Source organism: Modestobacter sp. SYSU DS0875, from assembly GCF_054050915.1.
Genome location: NZ_JBJHAH010000022.1, coordinates 36,715 through 55,113 on the forward strand (window position 1 = coordinate 36,715; position 18,399 = coordinate 55,113).

Annotated in this window: 15 protein-coding genes; 6 read left to right on the plus strand and 9 right to left on the minus strand. The window is 74.2% G+C overall.

Translation table 11 applies throughout. The features are described 5' to 3' along the window. Positions 1 to 15 precede the first annotated feature (15 nt). Positions 16 to 1,479: a protein adenylyltransferase SelO gene (locus ACI79Y_RS14000; protein ID WP_457159062.1), complete on the plus strand. Its 1,464-nt coding sequence runs from the start codon at positions 16 to 18 to the stop codon at positions 1,477 to 1,479. Positions 1,480 to 1,483: 4 nt separating this feature from the next. On the opposite strand, the gene ACI79Y_RS14005 is transcribed toward ACI79Y_RS14000, so the two are convergent. Together ACI79Y_RS14005 and ACI79Y_RS14010 are read right to left on the minus strand one after the other, a co-directional pair. Next, a complete protein-coding gene (locus ACI79Y_RS14005; RefSeq protein WP_457159063.1) occupies positions 1,484 to 2,518 on the minus strand; it encodes a 5-methyltetrahydropteroyltriglutamate--homocysteine methyltransferase in 1,035 nt (344 codons plus the stop codon). A gap of 42 nt (positions 2,519 to 2,560) precedes the next feature. Further along, on the minus strand, positions 2,561 to 3,235 hold the full coding sequence (locus ACI79Y_RS14010) for a M23 family metallopeptidase (RefSeq protein WP_457159064.1): 675 nt from the start codon (positions 3,233 to 3,235) through the stop codon (positions 2,561 to 2,563). Between the two features lie 162 nt (positions 3,236 to 3,397). On the opposite strand from ACI79Y_RS14010, the gene folP reads away from it, so the two are divergent. Then, complete coding sequence (folP, locus tag ACI79Y_RS14015; protein ID WP_457159065.1) at positions 3,398 to 4,270, plus strand: dihydropteroate synthase; 873 nt, start codon at positions 3,398 to 3,400, stop codon at positions 4,268 to 4,270. 190 nt (positions 4,271 to 4,460) lie between these two features. On the opposite strand, the gene ligM is transcribed toward folP, so the two are convergent. The 5 genes from ligM to ACI79Y_RS14040 form a co-directional block, all read right to left on the minus strand. After that, positions 4,461 to 5,858 carry a vanillate/3-O-methylgallate O-demethylase gene (ligM, locus tag ACI79Y_RS14020; RefSeq protein WP_457081269.1) on the minus strand — a complete coding sequence of 466 codons (1,398 nt, stop codon included), beginning with the start codon at positions 5,856 to 5,858 and terminating at the stop codon, positions 4,461 to 4,463. A gap of 85 nt (positions 5,859 to 5,943) precedes the next feature. After that, positions 5,944 to 6,810, minus strand: coding sequence for a methylenetetrahydrofolate reductase (locus ACI79Y_RS14025; RefSeq protein WP_457159066.1), 867 nt, complete (start codon positions 6,808 to 6,810; stop codon positions 5,944 to 5,946). A gap of 201 nt (positions 6,811 to 7,011) precedes the next feature. After that, positions 7,012 to 7,869 carry a bifunctional methylenetetrahydrofolate dehydrogenase/methenyltetrahydrofolate cyclohydrolase FolD gene (gene folD / locus ACI79Y_RS14030; protein ID WP_457159067.1) on the minus strand — a complete coding sequence of 286 codons (858 nt, stop codon included), beginning with the start codon at positions 7,867 to 7,869 and terminating at the stop codon, positions 7,012 to 7,014. Beyond that, the gene (gene purU / locus ACI79Y_RS14035) at positions 7,869 to 8,777 is read right to left on the minus strand and encodes a formyltetrahydrofolate deformylase (protein ID WP_457159068.1); all 909 of its coding nucleotides are present in this window, start codon (positions 8,775 to 8,777) and stop codon (positions 7,869 to 7,871) included. Before purU ends, folD begins: the two co-directional genes overlap by 1 nt. A 239-nt stretch (positions 8,778 to 9,016) precedes the next feature. Further along, positions 9,017 to 9,724, minus strand: coding sequence for a class I SAM-dependent methyltransferase (locus ACI79Y_RS14040; RefSeq protein ID WP_457159069.1), 708 nt, complete (start codon positions 9,722 to 9,724; stop codon positions 9,017 to 9,019). A 178-nt stretch (positions 9,725 to 9,902) separates the two neighbouring features. Between ACI79Y_RS14040 and ACI79Y_RS14045 the strand changes: the two genes are divergently transcribed. Together ACI79Y_RS14045 and ACI79Y_RS14050 are read left to right on the plus strand one after the other, a co-directional pair. Continuing rightward, positions 9,903 to 11,180 carry a Na/Pi symporter gene (locus ACI79Y_RS14045; RefSeq protein WP_457159070.1) on the plus strand — a complete coding sequence of 426 codons (1,278 nt, stop codon included), beginning with the start codon at positions 9,903 to 9,905 and terminating at the stop codon, positions 11,178 to 11,180. 487 nt (positions 11,181 to 11,667) lie between these two features. Further along, positions 11,668 to 13,728, plus strand: coding sequence for a DEAD/DEAH box helicase (locus ACI79Y_RS14050; protein ID WP_457159071.1), 2,061 nt, complete (start codon positions 11,668 to 11,670; stop codon positions 13,726 to 13,728). A 387-nt stretch (positions 13,729 to 14,115) separates the two neighbouring features. On the opposite strand, the gene ACI79Y_RS14055 is transcribed toward ACI79Y_RS14050, so the two are convergent. Then, positions 14,116 to 14,319, minus strand: a complete 204-nt coding sequence (locus tag ACI79Y_RS14055; RefSeq protein WP_457076956.1) for a cold-shock protein — start codon at positions 14,317 to 14,319, stop codon at positions 14,116 to 14,118. A 791-nt stretch (positions 14,320 to 15,110) separates the two neighbouring features. Between ACI79Y_RS14055 and ACI79Y_RS14060 the strand changes: the two genes are divergently transcribed. Further along, a complete protein-coding gene (locus ACI79Y_RS14060; protein WP_457159072.1) occupies positions 15,111 to 15,818 on the plus strand; it encodes a GAP family protein in 708 nt (235 codons plus the stop codon). Positions 15,819 to 16,033: 215 nt separating this feature from the next. On the opposite strand, the gene ACI79Y_RS14065 is transcribed toward ACI79Y_RS14060, so the two are convergent. Further along, the gene (locus tag ACI79Y_RS14065; protein ID WP_457159073.1) at positions 16,034 to 16,636 is read right to left on the minus strand and encodes a nitroreductase family protein; all 603 of its coding nucleotides are present in this window, start codon (positions 16,634 to 16,636) and stop codon (positions 16,034 to 16,036) included. 203 nt (positions 16,637 to 16,839) lie between these two features. Here ACI79Y_RS14065 and ACI79Y_RS14070 point away from each other — a divergent pair, with 203 nt between their 5' ends. Then, complete coding sequence (locus ACI79Y_RS14070) at positions 16,840 to 18,399, plus strand: phospholipase D-like domain-containing protein (RefSeq protein WP_457159074.1); 1,560 nt, start codon at positions 16,840 to 16,842, stop codon at positions 18,397 to 18,399.

The window sequence follows — 18,399 nt, forward strand, 5'->3', positions numbered from 1 at the left end:
CGTACGCTGGACGAGGTGAGCATCGCCCCGGGACCGACCGTCCGCCTCGACGACCGATTCGCCCGCGAGCTGCCCGAGCTGGCGCTCCCGTGGCAGGCCGAGGAGGCGCCCGCCCCGACGCTGCTGGTCCTGGACGAGCAGTTGGCCGGGGAACTCGGCCTGGACGTCGACTGGCTGCGCAGCCCCGAGGGCGTGCGCTTCCTCGTGGGCAACGCCGTGCCCGAGGGGGCGCACCCGGTGGCGCAGGCCTACTCGGGCCACCAGTTCGGCAACTACTCACCCCGGCTGGGCGACGGGCGGGCACTGCTGCTCGGTGAGCTCGTCGACGACGGTGGCCGCCCGCGCGACCTGCACCTGAAGGGGTCCGGCCGCACCCCGTTCGCCCGGGGCGGCGACGGGCTGGCCGCGGTCGGGCCGATGCTGCGCGAGTACGTGGTCAGCGAGGCGATGCACGCCCTCGGCATCCCGACCACCCGCTCGCTCGCCGTCACCGCCACCGGGCGGGACGTGCGCCGGGAGACCCTGCTGCCCGGTGCGGTGCTGGCCCGGGTGGCCAGCAGCCACCTGCGGGTGGGCACCTTCCAGTACGCCCGCGCCACCGGCGACGTCGACCTGCTCCGCCGGCTGGCCGACGTCGCGATCGCCCGGCACCACCCCGCCGCGGCCGACGCCGAGCAGCCGTACCTGGCGCTCTTCGAGGCGGTCGTCGCCGCCCAGGCGTCGCTGGTGGCGCAGTGGATGCTGGTCGGTTTCGTGCACGGGGTGATGAACACCGACAACGTCACGATCTCCGGCGAGACGATCGACTACGGCCCCTGCGCGTTCCTCGACGGCTACGACCAGGCCACCGTGTACAGCTCCATCGACACCGGCGGCCGCTACGCGTACGGCAACCAGCCGCTGGCCGCGGAGTGGGACCTCGCCCGGCTCGCCGAGGCGCTGCTGCCGCTGCTGCACGACGAGCAGGAGCAGGCCGTGCCGATCGCGGTCGAGGCCCTCGGCCGGTTCCGCGCCGAGTACAACGCCGCCTGGGCGGCCGGGATGCGCGCCAAGCTGGGCCTGCCCGAGGGGCTCGACGACGTCGCGGTGACCGCGGTCGTCGACGAGCTGCTGCCCCTGCTGCAGCAGAGCCGGGTCGACTGGACGTCGTTCTTCCGCGCGCTCGGCGCCGCCGCGCGCGGCGACGCGGAGCCGGCCCGCCGGCTGGTGCTCGACCTGGCCGCGTTCGACGCCTGGCTCGACCGCTGGCGCGCGCTCGCCCCGGACGCCGACCTGATGGACCGCACCAACCCGGTGTACGTGCCGCGCAACCACCTGGTCGAGGAGGCCCTGGACGCCGCCACCGCTGGTGACCTGGCCCCCTTCCAGGAACTGGTCGCCGTCGTGAGGCGGCCCTTCGCCGAGCGGCCCGGCCTCGAGCGGTACGCCGCACCGGCCCCGGACACGTTCGGGCCCTACCGCACCTTCTGCGGCACCTGACCCGCTACAGCTCGGCGCGCAGCACCGCCGCGGCCTCGGCCAGCGAGCGCATCTTGCCCGCCGCCGACTCCCGCGGCAGGTACTTCAGCCCGCAGTCGCTGGACAGCAGCAGCCGGTCGACGTCGACGGAGTCCAGCGCCCGGCGCACCCGGTCGGCGACCACCTGCGGGGTCTCCACCTCCGGGGTGGAGAGGTCGAGCACGCCCAGGGCGATGCCCTTCCCGCGCAGCGGCCGGAGCGTCGCCGGGTCCAGGTGCGACTGGGCGGTCTCGACCGAGACGGCGGCGACCGGGACGTCGGCCAGCTCGGGCAGGAACGAGTAGCCGGCCGGCCGCTCGGCGACCATCGCGGCGTAGCCGAAGCACAGGTGCACGTGCACCGGGCCGGCGGCGCCCTCCACCGCGCGGGTGAGCGCCTCGGCGCCGTACTGCCGGGCGATCTCCGGGCGGGCCTGCAGCCACGGCTCGTCGACCTGCACGATGTCGGCGCCGGCAGCGAACAGGTCGGCGATCTCCTCACGGACCACGTCGGCGTAGGCGAGCGCCAGGGCCCGGTCGTCGGGGTAGTGGTCGTTCTGCGCCTGCTGCGCCATGGTGAACGGCCCGGGCACGGTGATCTTCACGGCACGGTCGGTGTGCGCGCGGAGGAACCGCACGTCGGCGACCTGCACCGGCGCCGGCCGCCGCAGCTCGCCGGTCACCCGGGGCACCGGGATGTCGATGCCCGACCGGTTGCGCACGTGCCCGGGGTCGTCGAGGTCCAGCCCGGCCAGCGCGGTGGCGAAGTGGTTGGAGTAGGACTCCCGACGGATCTCCCCGTCGGTGACCACGTCCAGCCCGGCTTCCTCCTGGGAGCGGAGGGCCGCCAGCGTGGCGTCGTCCTGTGCCTCAGCGAGGTGCTCGACGGGGATGCGCCACAGCTCGGCGGCCCGGACCCGCGGCGGGAACTGGTGGCCCAGGCGGTCGCGGTCGATCAGCCAGTCGGGCTGCGGCAGGCTGCCGACGACCATCGTGGGCAGGGGCGGGAGCTCGCGCGGCATCCGTCCATCCTGCCGGGCGGGGCGGTGGGGCGCCCGCCCGGGTCAGCGCGGCTCGACCACGTCGTGCTCGCCGGGCACGCCCCGCGCGAGGTCGACCGGCGGCCCGCCGCCCGCCGGCCAGATCCGCAGGTCGGCGAAGACGATCGGCAGGCCGCGGGCGCGGAACGGGTCGGCGTCGTCCATCACCTGCAGGTGCACGTGCGGCTGGGTGGAGTTTCCCGAGTTGCCGCACGCGCCGACCTGCTCGCCGGGTTCGAGGTGCTGGCCCGCGCGCACGCCGACCGACCCAGCGCGCAGGTGCGCGAGGACGACGAAGGCACCGTCACCGGCTGCCAGGACCACGTGGTTGCCCGCCAGCGCCCCCGCGCCGCCCCGGGCCCGCGACGCCTGGGTGAGCGCGTACGACATCCGGGCCGGCGCCGACCGCCGCGCCGCGTGGTCGGGCTCGCCGTCGTGCACGGTGACCACCCGGCCGGCGGCGGGGGAGAGGACCGGCTGACCGAAGGCGACGAACCGCTCCGGAGGCTCGGTGGCCAGCGCCGTCCGCCAGTCGCGGGTGCGGGCGGTGTCCTGTCCGGCGAGGGCGACGAAGTCGATCGCGTAGGTGGTGGCGAACAGGTGGCTGCCGTGGCTGGGCACCCGTCGCGCCGGGCTGTTCACCGCACGCCAGGTGCCGCGGAACGGCAGCCGCAGGACGGCGGGCTCGGATCTGGGCATGCGGCTCCTCGGGTCCGGCGTGGGGCACCCCGAGCATCCACCGGGAACGGGTCATCTGTCTCGGTCCGGGTGAGGCAGCGGCCCGATCCGCCGGGCACGGTGGCTCCGTAGCGTCGACGGATCGGCGGCCGCCCGGCGCCGCCCCGTCCCAGGGAGCACCGCGTGGCCACCGTCGTGAACTCGCCCAGTGCGCCGCCGCTGGCCCACCCGCTGCTCCGTCGGTCCGGCCGGTGCGCCGTGCTCGGCGTCCTCAACGTCACCCCGGACTCGTTCTCCGACGGCGGGCTGTGGTCGACCCCGGACGCCGCCGTGGCCCACGGCCTGGCGATGGCCGCCGACGGCGCCGACGTCGTGGACGTCGGTGGTGAGTCGACCCGCCCCGGCGCCGACCGGGTGGCGGTCGCCGAGGAGCTGCGCCGGGTGGTGCCGGTGGTCGCCGAGCTGACCGCGGCCGGCGTGGCGGTCAGCGTGGACACCACCCGGGCGGCGGTGGCCGAGGCGGCGATCACCGCGGGTGCGGTGCTGGTCAACGACGTCAGCGGCGGGCTGGCCGACCCGGCGATGGCCCGCGTGGTCGCCGACGCCGGGGTGCCCTGGGTGCTCATGCACTGGCGCGGCCACAGCCGGGACATGTACGCCGCGGCCCGCTACCGGGACGTCGTCGCCGAGGTCCGCCGGGAGCTGACCGCGCGGGCCGACGCCGCCGTCGCGGCGGGCGTGGACGCCGGCCGCCTGGTGCTCGACCCCGGGCTGGGCTTCGCCAAGCGCCCGGAGCACGACGTCGCCCTGCTGCGGCACCTCGACGCGCTGGTCGACCTGGGCCTGCCGCTGCTGGTGGGCGCCTCGCGCAAGCGGTTCCTGCAGGCCGTGCTCACCGAGCAGGGCGGGGTCACCCGGACGGCGGAGCAGCGCGACCCGGCGACCCTGGCCACCTCGGTGCTGGCCGCGCAGGCCGGTGCCTGGGGTGTGCGCGTGCACGAGGTGGCCGGCACCGCCGACGCCCTGCGCATCCTGGCCGCCGTCACCGGGAGCTGATCGCGGCGCCGGGCCGGCGCTGGTGCGTGATCACATCGGGCCCAGCGGGGCCTCGGAGCCGGGATGACCCCGATGGGCGCGGGGTGATCACGAGGGCGAGCGGCCGGTGGCCTGCGCCCGCAACGACCAGGGGCCGGGGAACGCTGCGGCTGCAGCGCTCCCCGGCCCCTGGTGCGACCGGCCGGTCAGGTCAGTCGCCGGTGCGCCAGCCGGGCTGGTAGCTCTCGCGGGCCATGGCGGTGTACGGCGCCGGGCTCACGATGGCGCGCACGCTGAACTGCTCGTGCGGCTCGACGGTGGTCTTCTTGCTGCCGCCGTTCGGCTCGCCCCAGATGACCCGGACCTCGGCGCCGTGGGGGACGCTCGGGTCGACGGTCGCCAGGGACAGCGCGACCCGCTCGTTGGAGCTGTAGCCGGTGAACATCGACAGGCCCAGCAGGCTCCCGTCGGCGTCCTCGACCCGGTCGAAGCTCGACGAGCCGTAGTTGGCGTTCGGCAGGTCGAAGAACTGGTAGCCGGGGCCGTTCTTGTCGACCGGCGAGGCCAGCAGCTTGGCGACGTCCTCGGCGTTCCACTCCAGCGTGACCTTGCGGCGCTGGCTCTCCTTGTCCACCGCCTCCAGCGCGTCACGGCCGATGAAGTCGTGGTCGAACTTCACGAAGCCGCCGTAGCCCAGCTCCCACGGGTTCTGGTAGTAGTCCTCGATGTTGTCCGACACGTAGCTGCCGGCGAGGGCGTTGGTGGCCTCGTAGCCGTCGGCGGGCAGCCACTCGCGGTACTCGCGCAGGCCCTCGCTGGTGTAGACGGCGGGCAGCGGCGACGGGATCCAGCCCGACTCCAGCGTGTTGCTGGAGTAGGCGCGCGAGCCGCAGGGCTCGATGCCGAACTCCTGGCCCGCCTCGAGGATGGCCTCGCGGGTCTGGTCGTAGGTCTCGTACGGGCCCCAGATCTCCAGACCCGGGGCGCCGGCCATGCCGTGGCGCAGGGTGCGCACCTGGTTGCCGGCGATGTTCATGGTGCTCATCCGGAAGAACTTGAGCTGCTCGACCGGGCCGCCGTTCAGCTTCTCGATGACGTCCCAGGCGCGCGGGCCCTGGATCTGGAAACGCCAGACGCTGCGGGTCACCTGCTTGCCGTAGGGGCGCGAGGGCGAGCGGGGGTCGTTCTCCAGCTCGACGTCGTAGCCCTTGCTGCCGTGGAACATCAGCCAGTTGGCCACCGGCGCGCGGCCGACGAAGACGAACTCCTCCTCGGCCAGGCGGAAGAGGATGCCGTCGCCGATGACGCCGCCCTCGGGCGAGACCGGCACGAACTGCTTGGCGCTGTTGACCGGGAAGTTCGCCGTGCTGTTCACGCCGGTGTCGGTCAGCAGCTTGAGGGCGTCCGCGCCGCGGACGTAGGTGTTGAACATGTGGTGCGACTGGTCGAACAGCACGGCGGTGTTCTGCCAGGACTTGACCTCACGCCGGAAGTTGGTGAACTCCGCCGGCACCACGGGGTAGATGTAGGCGCCGATCTGCGAGTCGCGCAGCAGCTCGACGGTGTTGCCCTTCTGGTCCAGCAGTTCCTGCAGGTTCTTGGCGCTCATCTGGGTCCGTTCGTCGTTGAGTTTTCCCGGTGCCGTCCAGGAGGGCGGCGGGGCTGTGCGGGCGGGATGGTGCGGTGGTGCCGGCCTACTGATCCGCGAGGCGGGCGAGCATCTGCTGCCGCCACGCCTCGGTCGGCGCCAGGTCGTTGAAGGTGAAGACGTGGAACTTCTCGATCCGCTGGTCGGACGCGCCGATCGAGGGGGCCAGGCCGCGGATGATCCCGTCGGGGCTGTAGCCGCCGGGCAGGAAGAACCGCCACAGCAGGTTCTGCTGCTTCTTGAGGAACTTCGCCGACTCCCCGACGCCGAGCCCGTTGGAGACCCGAAGCAGCTTCTGCCGGGTCACCGCGCCCGGGATGCCGATGTGGATGGGCAGGTCGATGCCGCGCCGGCGCAGCTCGCGGGCCCAGCCGAGGATCTGCTTGCTGTCGAAGCAGATCTGCGTGGTGATGTGGTGGGCGAAGGGCGCCTTGTCGGCGAGCGCGCCGTAGAGCACGTCGTCGGAGACCGACGGGTGGCCCTCCGGGTGACCGCCGATGCCCACCTCGGTGAACGGGTGGCCGATCTCCTTCATCGCCAGCAGCAGCGCGTGCGCGTCCCGGAACTCGGTGGGGGTGTCGGTGGGGTCACCGCCGACCACGAACACCTCGGTGATGCCGGCCTCGCGCACCTGGGCGATGACGTCGGTCAGGTGCGCCCGGTCGGAGATCTGCTGGGCGCTCAGGTGCGGGGCGACGGTGTAGCCGGCCTTGGTCAGCCGGACGGCCAGGTCGACGGTGGCCCCCATGCCCTTGGCGGGGGAGGCGGTGACCGTCAGGCGCACGTCGGTGGGCACGTGCTCCTGGACGTCGTCCCCGGTCTTCTTGAACGGGATGACCTCGTAGCCGAGGGTCTCGAAGGTCCGGCGCAGGGCAGCGCGGGTGTCGGGATTGCGCGGAAGCGACCTGTTCACTCCGTGTCCCTTCCTCGTGTGGTGCGCGCCCGGGGTCGGGGCGCGGGCGGCGGGGTCTGGGCGGGCCGGCCGGTGCCGTTCGTCCTACGGTCACCATAGGGACGACCTTGTGACCGGCGGCACAGTGCAATGGCGGGACCGCTGCGGCCGGGTGCGGCAGCCGCGGACGGGTCAAATGTCGCGCGGGTGGGCACGACCGCCTCAGCCGGCCTCGGCCTGGGCGCGGGCGGCGACCAGCGTGTTGTGCAGCAGCATCGCGATGGTCATCGGGCCGACGCCGCCGGGCACCGGGGTGATCAGCGAGGCCCGCGCTGCGGCGGCCTCGGTGTCCACGTCACCGACCAGGCCGGAGTCGGTGCGGTGGATGCCGACGTCGACCACGACGGCGCCGTCCTTGACCCAGTCGCCCTGCACCAGTCCGGCCTTGCCGGCGGCGGCGACGATGACGTCGGCGCGGCGGCAGACCTCGGCGAGGTCGCGGGTGCGCGAGTGGCAGACGGTCACCGTGGCGTTGCGCTGCAGCAGCAGCTGGGCGACCGGCTTCCCCACCAGCTCGGAGCGGCCGATGACGACCGCCTCGGCGCCCTCGAGAGGCACGTCGTGGGCGTCGAGCAGCTCGATCACCCCGGACGGCGTGCACGGGCGCAGGCCGGGGCGTCCCTGGGCCAGCAGGCCCGCGCTGAGCGTGGTCAGCCCGTCGACGTCCTTGGCGGCGGGGATGAGCTGGATCAGCGGGCCGGCGTCCAGACCGCTCGGGAGAGGCAGCTGCAGCAGGATCCCGGAGACCTCGGGGTCGGCGGCCAGCTCGGTGAGGACCGCGGCCACCTCCTCCTGGGTCGCCGTCGCCGGCAGGAGCCGGTGGTGGTCGGTCATCCCGGCCGCGACGCACTGCTTCCGCTTGCTGGACACGTAGACCGCCGACGCCGGGTCCTCGCCGACCAGCACCGTGGCCAGGCCCGGTGCGCGCCCGGTGCGCGCGGTGAACTCGGCGACCTCGGCCGCCGTCCGCTCACGTACCCGGGAAGCCAGCGCCTTGCCGTCCATCAGGGTGGCGGCCATCAGAGCACCACCGTCGCGTTGCCGTGCCGGAACACCCGGTCCTCGCAGTGCCAGGCGACGGCACGGGCGAGCACGGAACGCTCGACGTCGGCGCCGCGGCGCTGCAGCTCCGCCGAGGTCTGCGCGTGCGACACCCGGGTGACGTCCTGCTCGATGATCGGCCCCTCGTCGAGGTCCTGGGTGGCGTAGTGCGCCGTCGCGCCGATCAGCTTCACGCCGCGGGACTTCGCCTGCACGTACGGGTTGGCGCCCATGAACGCCGGCAGGAACGAGTGGTGGATGTTGATCACCGGGCAGCCGACGTTCTCGAGGAAGGTGCTGCTGAGGATCTGCATGTACCGGGCCATGACGACCAGGTCGACGTTGCCGCGCAGCAGCTCCAGCTGCCGGGCCTCGGCCTCGGCCTTGGTGTCCTTGGTCACCGGGACGTGGATGAACGGGACGCCGAAGGCCCGTACCTCGTCGGCCAGGTCGGCGTGGTTGCTGACCACCATGATCGGGTTCATCGCCAGCTCGCCGCGGCCCACCCGCCACAGCAGGTCCAGCAGGCAGTGGTCGTAGCGGGAGACCATGATGCCCACGCGCTTCGGCTCGTCGGCCCGGGTGAGCGACCAGTCCAGCTCGAACCGGGCGGCGACCTGGGCGAACTCGGCCTCCAGCCGCTCCTGCTGCGCGGAGAGCCCGTCGAGGTGGAAGACCGTGCGCTGGAAGAAGCGCCCGCCCTCGGGGTCGGTGGAGTACTGGCCGAGCTCGATGATGTTGGCCCCGTGCTCGGCCAGGAAGGTCGAGACCGCGGCGACGACGCCGGGGCGGTCGTCGCACTGCACCAGCAGGCGGCCGACGTCCCGGGTTCCGGGCATCGGGGACGCTGCCGCACGCGGGGCGCCGAGGGTGACCATCTGGCTCATGGGGGAGGCTCCTGGCAGGGGTCGCTGGGACGGCGGTGGGCGGCCGGGATCGACCGGCCACCTCTCTCAATGCACGGTAGGAATGAGCTGCGTCACTCCGGATCGCGCGGATGACGGGAACGGGGCGCGCACTCGTCGCGGGCGCACCGAGACAAGTGACGTAGTCGAGGAACGACGTGGTCGACGAGCGGCGGGGCCGGCCGGACGGTGGCACACCTGGGGCGTCCGGTGCGCGGCGGTCACGCCGCGACCGCGGTGACGAACGTGCAGACGCCCTCGCCGTCGGCCGCGCGGTGCCGGAGCCCGATGAGCCGGAGGGCGGCGATCTCCACCCGGTGGGCCAGCTGCCGGAGCCCGCGGTACTCGGTGCTGCCGGCCGTGGTCACCTCGATCCGGCCGAAGCCGGCCTGACGCACGTGCTCGGTGAGCATCCAGTCGGGCAGGATCGTGATGTGCCCGGGCTGGTAGTAGTGCTCCGGGCCGAAGATGTACGGGGCGCCACGGAGGAACATCTTCAGCCGTGAGTGCGGGTGCGTCACGTTCGGGGTGCTGACCAGCAGCCGATCGCCGACCCGCAGCAGGGACCGGATCGACCGGAGCACCTGGCGCGGGTTCTCCACGTGCTCCAGGGTCTCCACGCAGACCACCATGTCGAAGGGGCCTCGGGTCTCCTCGGTCCATTCCGGATGGTCCAGGTCCAGGCGGTGGATCCACTCGTGCGGCGGGTCCAGGTCGGTCGGCACCACGTCGAAGCCGGCGTCGCGGAGCCGGAGGGCCAGCGCCCCCGACCCGGCGCCCACCTCGAGGATCCGGCCGCCCTCGCGGAGCGCCGCGCGGACCAGCGTCACCGCGTACTCGTGCACGCCGGGCGCTGCGTGCACCGACTGGCCGCGGTAGGACCGCGTGCTCGCCGTCCGCTGGATCGTCTGCCGCGCCCCTGGCGTCACGAGCGCAGGTTCCCACGCCGGGGACGGTCGTGCTGGGCGAAGGAGCCGGGCGTCCCGGCCGCGACCCCCGGCGCTCCCGGCCCTGGGGCCGACACCCGCAGTTCGGCTCGACGTCACCCCGGCGTCGCCCGGGCGGGTAGCCCCCGGGGCGTCGAGGACCGACCCAGGGGGGACCGCTGTGACCGACCGGCAGCATGACGCACCGACGGACGCCACCGCACCGACGGACGCCACCGCACCGACGGACGCCACCGCACCGACGGACGCCACCGCACCGACGGGCGCCACCGCACCGACGGACGCCACCGCACCGACGGACGACGCCGCACCGACGGAGCGGATGAGCCGGGGGCAGGTGGTTGGCCGCGCCGCCCTGGCCATCCTGCTGCTCTACCTGTTCCTGGTCGGGGTGGGGGTGGTGGAGGACGGCATCGCCCAGATGGGCGAGGGGTTCAACGACGCGGTGCTCGCCGGGGTGAGCAACCCGCTGACCGGGCTCTTCGCCGGCGTGCTGGCGACCATCCTGGTGCAGTCCTCCTCGGTGTCCACGTCCGCGATCGTGGGCATGGTGGCGGCCGGGGTCATCCCGGTGGAGCTCGCCGTGCCGATGGTCATGGGCGCCAACATCGGCACCACCGTGACCAACACCCTGGTGACGATGGTGAGCATGCGGCGCCGGAACGAGTTCAAGCAGGTCGTCGCGGCGGCCACGATGCACGACCTGTTCAACTTCTTCGCGGTCCTCCTGCTGCTGCCGCTCGAGCTGCTCACCGGCTTCCTGTCCTCGGCGGCCCGCTGGCTCGCCGGCGTCGTCGCCGGTGCCGGCGTCGGCGGTGCGGAGTTGCAGAGTCCGCTCGCGATGGCGACCGACCCGGCCAATGCGGCGGTCGGGACGGTGCTGGGTGCGGTCATCCCCGCCGGTGCGTTCCTGGGCACCGTCATGCTGGTGCTCGGGATCGCGGCGCTGTACGTGACGATCCGCTACATCAGCAAGAACATGCGGGCGGTGGTCACCGGGCCGCTGCAGGAGAAGGCGAACCGCTCGGTGAGCAAGGCCGGCGGGCTGATGGGCATCGGCGTCGGCACGGTTGCGGCGATCCTGGTGGTGAGCTCCTCGATCGTCACGGTGACGTTGCTGCCCCTGGTGGCCGCCGGGGTGCTGACCGTGCGCAACGCCTATCCGATCACCATCGGGGCCAACCTGGGCACCACGGCCACGGCGCTGCTGGCAGCGCTGGCCACCGGGCAGCCGGAGGGGCTGGTCATCGCGCTGGTCCACGTGTTGTTCAACGTCTTCGCCGTCGCCCTGATCTACCCGGTGCCGAGGATCCGGTACATCCCGGTCCGGCTGGCGGAGGCGCTCGGTTCCTTCGTGGCCAGGCAGCCGTGGGCCATGCCGGCTTACGCCGGTGGTGTCTTCGTCGCGGTGCCGGTGGCGGCCGTCGCGCTGGGTTGACCGGGGGGACGACGGCCCGATGGTCGTCCCGGGGGTGGCTCCGGCCCTCCTGAGCACCGGCCGGGCGGTGCGCGCTGCCCGCGAGCCCGTCAGGCGGTAGCCTCGGGGGAGCACCGATCGCGCGGCACGTGCCGCGTGTCTCGCGACGACGTCCTGCGTGCGGATGTCGGCCCGATCGTCGACGGGCGGCTCCGGGTCCTCGTCGAGGGCCGGGCGTCAGGGCGCCGCGGCGTCGATCCCTCGCCGGATCCCCCGGGCCGGGTCACGGCTCGGGGTGGTCACCGGAGGCCGCCTCCGGGAACGACCGTCGTCCGGTCGCGGGACGGTGCGCGGCACCGTGCCGTGGGCCACTCGGCTCGCGGCACCCAGAGGAGGAGTCTTGGGCCGATCAGGCCAGCGCTCGACGGGCCAGCGACGTGCGGCCCCGCGGAACCAGCGACGGGTCCCCGGGGACGTGGTCACGCTGCTGTCCCGCACCGTCCGATCGGTGGAGGCCGCCGTCCAGGCGGGCCGCGTCACCCCTGCGGTGCGCACCAAGTTCCAGGTCGTCGCCCTGATGGTGCGCGAGGAGCACGCCCGGGTGCGCGCCGACGAGACGCTCAGCTCCGCCGCCCGGTCCGACCAGCTCAAGCGGATCGACGGGATCGGCACGATCCTGGCCAAGACCGCGGTGCGCGACCCGGGGCTCCTCGCGCTGCTGGCCGACGACGCCGTCGTCACCGGGGCCGCCCGGTCGCTGCAGCAGGAGATGCTCCGGTCGGTGGGGATCGAGCCCGAGCCCGAGCCCGACCCGGAGCCCGCGCCGGCTGCTGCGCCGGCCGTGGCCCCCGAGCACCGGGTGGTGCCGCAGTCGGTGATCTCCCGGCAGCTGGCGAACCCCTTCCTCGCCCCGGACTTCTCGGCGGCACCGCCGCCGGTGGCCCGGCCGCGCCGGCTGGCCGGCTGGGAGCTGATCGGCCCGCTGCTGAACTCCTTCGAGCGCGCCGGCGGCGGGGACGCCGCCTGCATGCCGCTGCCGGCACCGTCCGCCCGGCCCCTGCCGGGAGGTGCCGAGCTGATGCCGCACCAGGCGCAGCTGGTCGCCGCCGCGGCCGCCGGGCACCGCACCTTCCTGCTGGCCGACGAGCCCGGTCTGGGCAAGACGGCGCAGGCGCTGCTCGCCGCGGAGGCGGCCGACGCCTACCCGCTGCTGGTGGTCGTGCCGAACGTGGTCAAGACGAACTGGGCCCGTGAGGCCGCCCGCTGGACGCCGCGCCGCCGGGCGACGGTGATCCACGGCAACGGGGAGACCGTCGACGGCTTCGCCGACGTCGTCGTCGTCAACTACGAGGTGCTCGACCGGCACGTGGGCTGGCTGGGCGACTTCGGCTTCCGCGGCATGGTGGTCGACGAGGCGCACTTCATCAAGAACAAGACCTCGCAGCGGTCCCAGCACGTGCTGGAGCTCTCCGAGCGGCTCCGGACCCGCACCGTGCGGCCGCTGCTCATGGCGCTGACCGGCACCCCGCTGATCAACGACATCGAGGACTTCCGGGCGATCTGGCAGTTCCTCGGCTGGATCGACGACGCCAAGCCGCTGGGCGAGCTGATGAACGCGCTGGAGGAGGTGGGCCTGACCCCGGCCGACCCGGGCTTCTACGCCGCGGCCCGCCGGTGCGTGATCGACATGGGCATCGTCCGCCGCCGCAAGGTCGAGGTGGCCGCCGACATCCCGGCCCGCCGGATCGCCGACCTCCCCGTGGAGCTCGACGGCGCCGCCGGCCGGTCGATCCGGGCGGCCGAGCGCGACCTCGCCCGGCGGATGGTCGACCGGTACGAGACGGCCCTGGCGAACCGGCGGTCGGGTGAACCGGTCGAGGGCATCGACGCCGATCTGGTCCGCACGGTGGCCCGCTGGGAGCTCAAGGACGCGACGACCTCCAGCAGCGGCGACAACGTGTTCGGCATGCTCCGCCGCATCGGCCAGGCCAAGTCCGAGCTCGCCGCCGACTACGCCGCGCAGCTCGCGCGCAGCGCCGGCAAGGTGGTCTTCTTCGCCAAGCACGTCGACGTGATGGACGCCGCCGAGCAGGTGTTCACCAAGCAGGGGGTGCGGTTCTCCTCCATCCGGGGGGACCAGACGCCCGGCGTGCGGCAGCGCAACGTCGACGCCTTCGTCAACGACCCGGGCGTCGCGGTCGCCGTCTGCTCGCTGACCGCGGCCGGGGTGGGGCTGAACCTGCAGGTGGCGTCCAACGTGGTGCTCGCGGAGCTCTCGTGGACCGACGCCGAGCAGACCCAGGCGATCGACCGCAGCCATCGCATCGGGCAGACCGAGCCGGTCACCGCCTGGCGGATCATCGCCGCGCAGACCATCGACGCCCGGATCGCCGAGCTGATCGACAGCAAGGCGGGGCTGGCCGCCCGGGCGCTCGACGGCTCCGACGAGGAGGTGCAGTCGTCGGCGGACGTGCAGCTGGAGGCGCTGGTCGCGCTGCTGACCGAGGCGCTCGCGGCGCGGCCGGCGCCCGTGGCACCCCTGCCGCTGCCGGAGCCCGCCGGGGACTGACCCACCGGCGGTGGGCGCCCGCTCACCGCCGGTGGGCGGCGCTCACCAGCGCAGCGGCTCGACCGATCGGGAGTGGGCGGTGCGGCAGGCCCGGCAGTTGCCCCAGGTGACCAGCTGGAACGGCGTCGTGGGCCGGCCGCACTCCGGGCAGGGGACGACGTCGCCGGCCTGGGCGCGCGCCTCGTCGCGTTCGCGGGCGCGCTGCTCGTGGACGGCGGCGTCGCCGCGGCAGGTGCACCCGAGGTGGGCGTCGGCGCAGCGGGAGCGGGGGCTGGCGATGGGATGCCTCCTGGGTGGGCGGGCGGATGAGCACGTTCCGTCGGCCGGGCACCGGGCCCGGGAACGGACGAGGCCCCGGCGCGGAACGCCGGGGCCTCGTCACATCGCTCAGATCGGGCGGACGTTCTCCGCCTGCGGGCCCTTCTGGCCCTGCGTGACGTCGAACTCGACGCGCTGCGCCTCGTCCAGCGACTTGTAGCCGCTACCGCTGATCGCCGAGTAGTGGCAGAACACGTCGGGGCCGCCACCATCCTGCTCGATGAAGCCGAAGCCCTTCTCGCTGTTGAACCACTTCACGGTGCCCTGGGTCATGTCGTCCTCGTCCCGGTAGGGGTTGTCCGGTGCGACAGTCGTCGGACCGGGACCGCCGTACCGACCGGCAGGACCGAGAGGGAACGTCAGGCAGAGACGACTGCGGACGTCCGGGAACGAGGCAGAGGCACAACGGCGATCACCGGGAACTGTACGGCCTCGACGACCGGCCGTGGTGGGCGGCGCGGATCGAGGTGGTCGTCATCCCCGGTGGGCACCGGCAGGCTCAGCCGAGAGCGCGCACCCGCATCGTGGGCGGTGGGCCGTCGCGAGTTCGTCGGCCACCCATCGCGAGCGGTGGCGGCAACACCCGGCCGGGATCCCGAGAGCCCCGTCGAGCGGGGCGGTGGTCCACCGGGCGCACCATCAGCCGCGTGCCGGCGGTGCAGGCCGCACGGTCACGCCCACCGCTGTCCGGCGGCCGCAGCGCGGCGCCCAGGGCTCCCGGGTCGACCGGCGAACCAGGGCGGAGGCGGAGCGATCAGAGAGGCCACGACCCGCCCACTGGTACGGCGCGGCTCATAGGGTCCGGTGGCCACTGCCCGCCTGCGGACGGTCGGAGGAGCCCGCATGCCGCGTCGACGGCCCACCATCCCGGCCCGCACCGGCCTCACGCCGCCCCGGTCACCCCTCCCGGCCGGGGTGGCCGGGGGCAGGGGACTGGTCCCCGCGCGGCTGCGCGCCGCATCACTCCCTCCTCACAGCGGAGTGAGCGCCGCGAGTACGACCGAGCCACCGGTGCACCGGTGGCTCGCAGCCCCCGCCGACCACCCCGTACCCAGGACGGGCAGATGACCGTGCTGCTGCCCGTCCTGGGCCTGGCCGTCGTCGACAGCCTCAACCCGTCGGCGATCCTGGTGGCCATCCTCCTGACCCTGCGCGGGATCACCTCCGGGACCTCTCTCGTGAAGCCGGTGGGGGCCTACCTGGCCGGCATCGTGACCGCGAACGTCGCGCTGGGGGCCGCCCTGGTCCTCGGCGTCAGATCGCTGCTGTCGGCCACCGGTGGGCTGCCCGAGGGGCCCACGGCCTACCGGGTCCAGCTGGTCGCCGGACTGGTGCTCCTGGCCATCGGGGTCCTCACGCCGACCCGCCCCCGCAAGGCGAGGCAGGAGCGGTCCCTCGACCGTTCGGCGGTGAAGCTGTTCCTGCTGGGCGTCGCGATCACCCTGGTCGAGCTGACCACGGCCCTGCCCTACCTCGCGGCGGTGGGCCTCATCTCGAGCAGCGGGCTGCCCGCGTCCGCGTGGGTGCCGATGCTCGTCCTGTACGGGGTCGTGGTCGTCCTGCCGCCGCTGGCCATCGCGGTGCTGGGTGCCGCAGGGGGGCCACGCTTCCGGGAGTGGGCCGAGCGCAACGCCGCGCGGCTCCGCAACGGCGGTCGCGGCCTGGTCCTGACGGTGATCTTCCTCGTGGGCCTGTTCCTGACCGCAGACGCCGCCTACTACTTCGACTTCTTCGGGCTCGTCGACGTCGGGCAGGCGCACCCGGCCCGATGAGCTGTCCCCCGCCTGCGCATGCCGAGCAGGTGCACAGGCGGCCGGGGCAGGGTGTCCCCGACGTGGACGGTGTGCCCGTGCTCGTACACCACGGTGGTGGCGCGGCGCCCCCGGAGCGGGAGGCAGCGGTCCAGGAGGAGCACCTGCGCGTCGGGGTGAGTGGGGCGCCGCGACCGGGGAACCCGTGCCGAGGCGGCGCCCTGGAGCTGCTGGCCTCAGGCCTCGTCGTCGATCAGCTCGGCGGGGAGCGTCAGCAGCAGCGACTCGACCGGCAGCCGCTCCCGCGGGGCACGCTCCCGGGCCGCCAGCGCCTCGGGCAGCTCGGCCGCGTCGTCCCGGCGGCCGACGGTGAGGACGACGAGCGGCTCGACCGTGCCCGGCAGCTGGAGCAGCGCGGCGACCCGGTCGCGGTCGAAGCCGCCGAGCTGGTGGACCACGAGGCCCTCGTGCTGGGCCTGCACGTTCAGGTGGGCGACCGCCTGGCCGGTGTCGTAGGCCGCCCACGGGCGGGGACGGCCGTCCGCCCCGACGGTCTCGGCCGCCACGACGACGAGCACGGACGCCGCGTGCGCCCACAACTGGTTGCCCGGGGCCAGGGCGTCACGCACGGCGGCGAAGCCGGCGGTGCCCCGGCGGGTCACCGCGAACCGCCACGGCTGGGTGTTGCTCGCGCTCGGCGCCCAGCGGGCGGCCTCCAGCAGTGCGGCCAGCTGGTCGTCGCCGAGCTCGTGACCGGCGTCCAGCCCGCGGGGGCTCCACCGCTCCGCGAGGAGCGGGTGCAGGGGAACGGCGGTCACGGCGCTCTTGCTGACGGTCATGCCACGCGCAGCGTCGATCGCCGGTGCGGCCATTCCGTCACCTCGATCACGCCCGGCCGGCGCGGGCTGCCGGGACAGCCGATCGTGTGCGACGCCCCCCGGTCCGCGGTCGGTCGCGCCCGAGCCGGCCGCCGGAGGGCCCGGCCGACGCGCCGATCCGGTCCCGTGATCGGGGCGGCGCCGTCGGCGGGCACACTGCAGGGGTGACGGACCCCGGCCAGACCACGACCGAGCCCGGCACCGATCCCGGGCAGTCCGCGGTGCGCGGCGACGGCCCGACGGAGCAGAGCGCCCCGATGCTGATCCCCGGCGAGACGTGCTGGCGGATCGACCGGGCCACCCGGTTCGCGGTCTTCGTCGACGCGGCCGGCTACTTCGCCACCCTGAAGAAGGCGGTGCTGCGGGCCGAGCGGCGGGTGCTGTTCATCGGCTGGGACTTCGACCCGCGCATCCGGCTCGACCCGGTCGACGGCGGCCGGCCCGAGGAGGACCGGCTCGGGGCCGTCCTGGAAGGGGCGGTGCGCGCGAACCCCGACCTGGAGATCAAGGTCCTGCAGTGGGACCTGGGGATGCTGCGCGCGCTCGGCCGCGGGCTGCAGCCGATCGTCCTCCTCGACCGGCGCGCGCCCGACCGGCTCACCCTCGCCGTCGACACCCACCACCCGGTCGGGGGCGCGCACCACCAGAAGATCGTGGTGATCGACGACTGCCTGGCGTTCGCCGGCGGCATCGACGTCACCGCCGACCGCTGGGACACCTCCGACCACGCGGACGTCAACCCGCACCGGCGTCGTCCGGTCCCCGGTCGCGGCGACGGCCGGCCGACCGGGCCGTGGCACGACGCGACCAGCATGATGACCGGGCCCGCCGCGCGGGCGGTCGCCGAGCTCGCCCGCGAGCGGTGGCGGAGCGGCACCGGGGAGCGACTCGAGCCGCTGGTCGAGGAGCGGGACTGCTGGCCGGCGGAGGTCGAGCCGCTGTTCACCGACGTCGACGTCGCGGTCTCCCGCACCCGGCCAGAGCACGGCGGCACCGAGCTGGTGCACGAGATCGAGCTGCTGTGGCTGGCGACGATCGCCGCGGCACGCCGGATGGTCTACGTGGAGAGCCAGTACTTCGCCAACCCGCGGATCGCCGAGGCGATCGCGGCGCGGCTGGGTGAGCCCGACGGCCCGGAGTTCGTGGTGGTCAACCCCCGGGCGGCCGACGGCTGGCTCTCGGAGAAGGCGATGGGCACCGCGCGGGCCCGGGCCCTGCAGCTGCTGAGCGACGCGGACGTGCACGACCGCTTCCGGCTCTACACGCCGGTGACCGAGCAGCGCCAGGACATCTACGTGCACGCCAAGGTGACCGTCGTCGACGACCGGTTGCTGCGCCTGGGGTCCAGCAACCTGAACAACCGGTCGATGGGGCTGGACACCGAGTGCGACCTGGCGATCGAGGCGGTGGCGGACGAGCCGGGGGCCGAGGAGGTGGCCGCCACCATCACCGGTTTCCGGGACCGGCTGCTCGCCGAGCACCTGGGGTGCCACCCGGACGAGGTGGCGGCCGCGATCGCCGACACCGGCTCGCTGGTGCGCGGCGTCGAACGGCTGCGCCGGCCGACCGGCCGGTCGCTGGTGCTCTTCGAGTCGCCCGAGCTCGGTCCGGTCGACCGGTCGCTCGCCGAGACCGAGGTGCTGGACCCGGAGAAGACGCCGGACCGGTGGCGCCGGGTCGAACGCTTCTTCGCCCGCCGCCGGACGCCGCACGTGCGCGCCTGA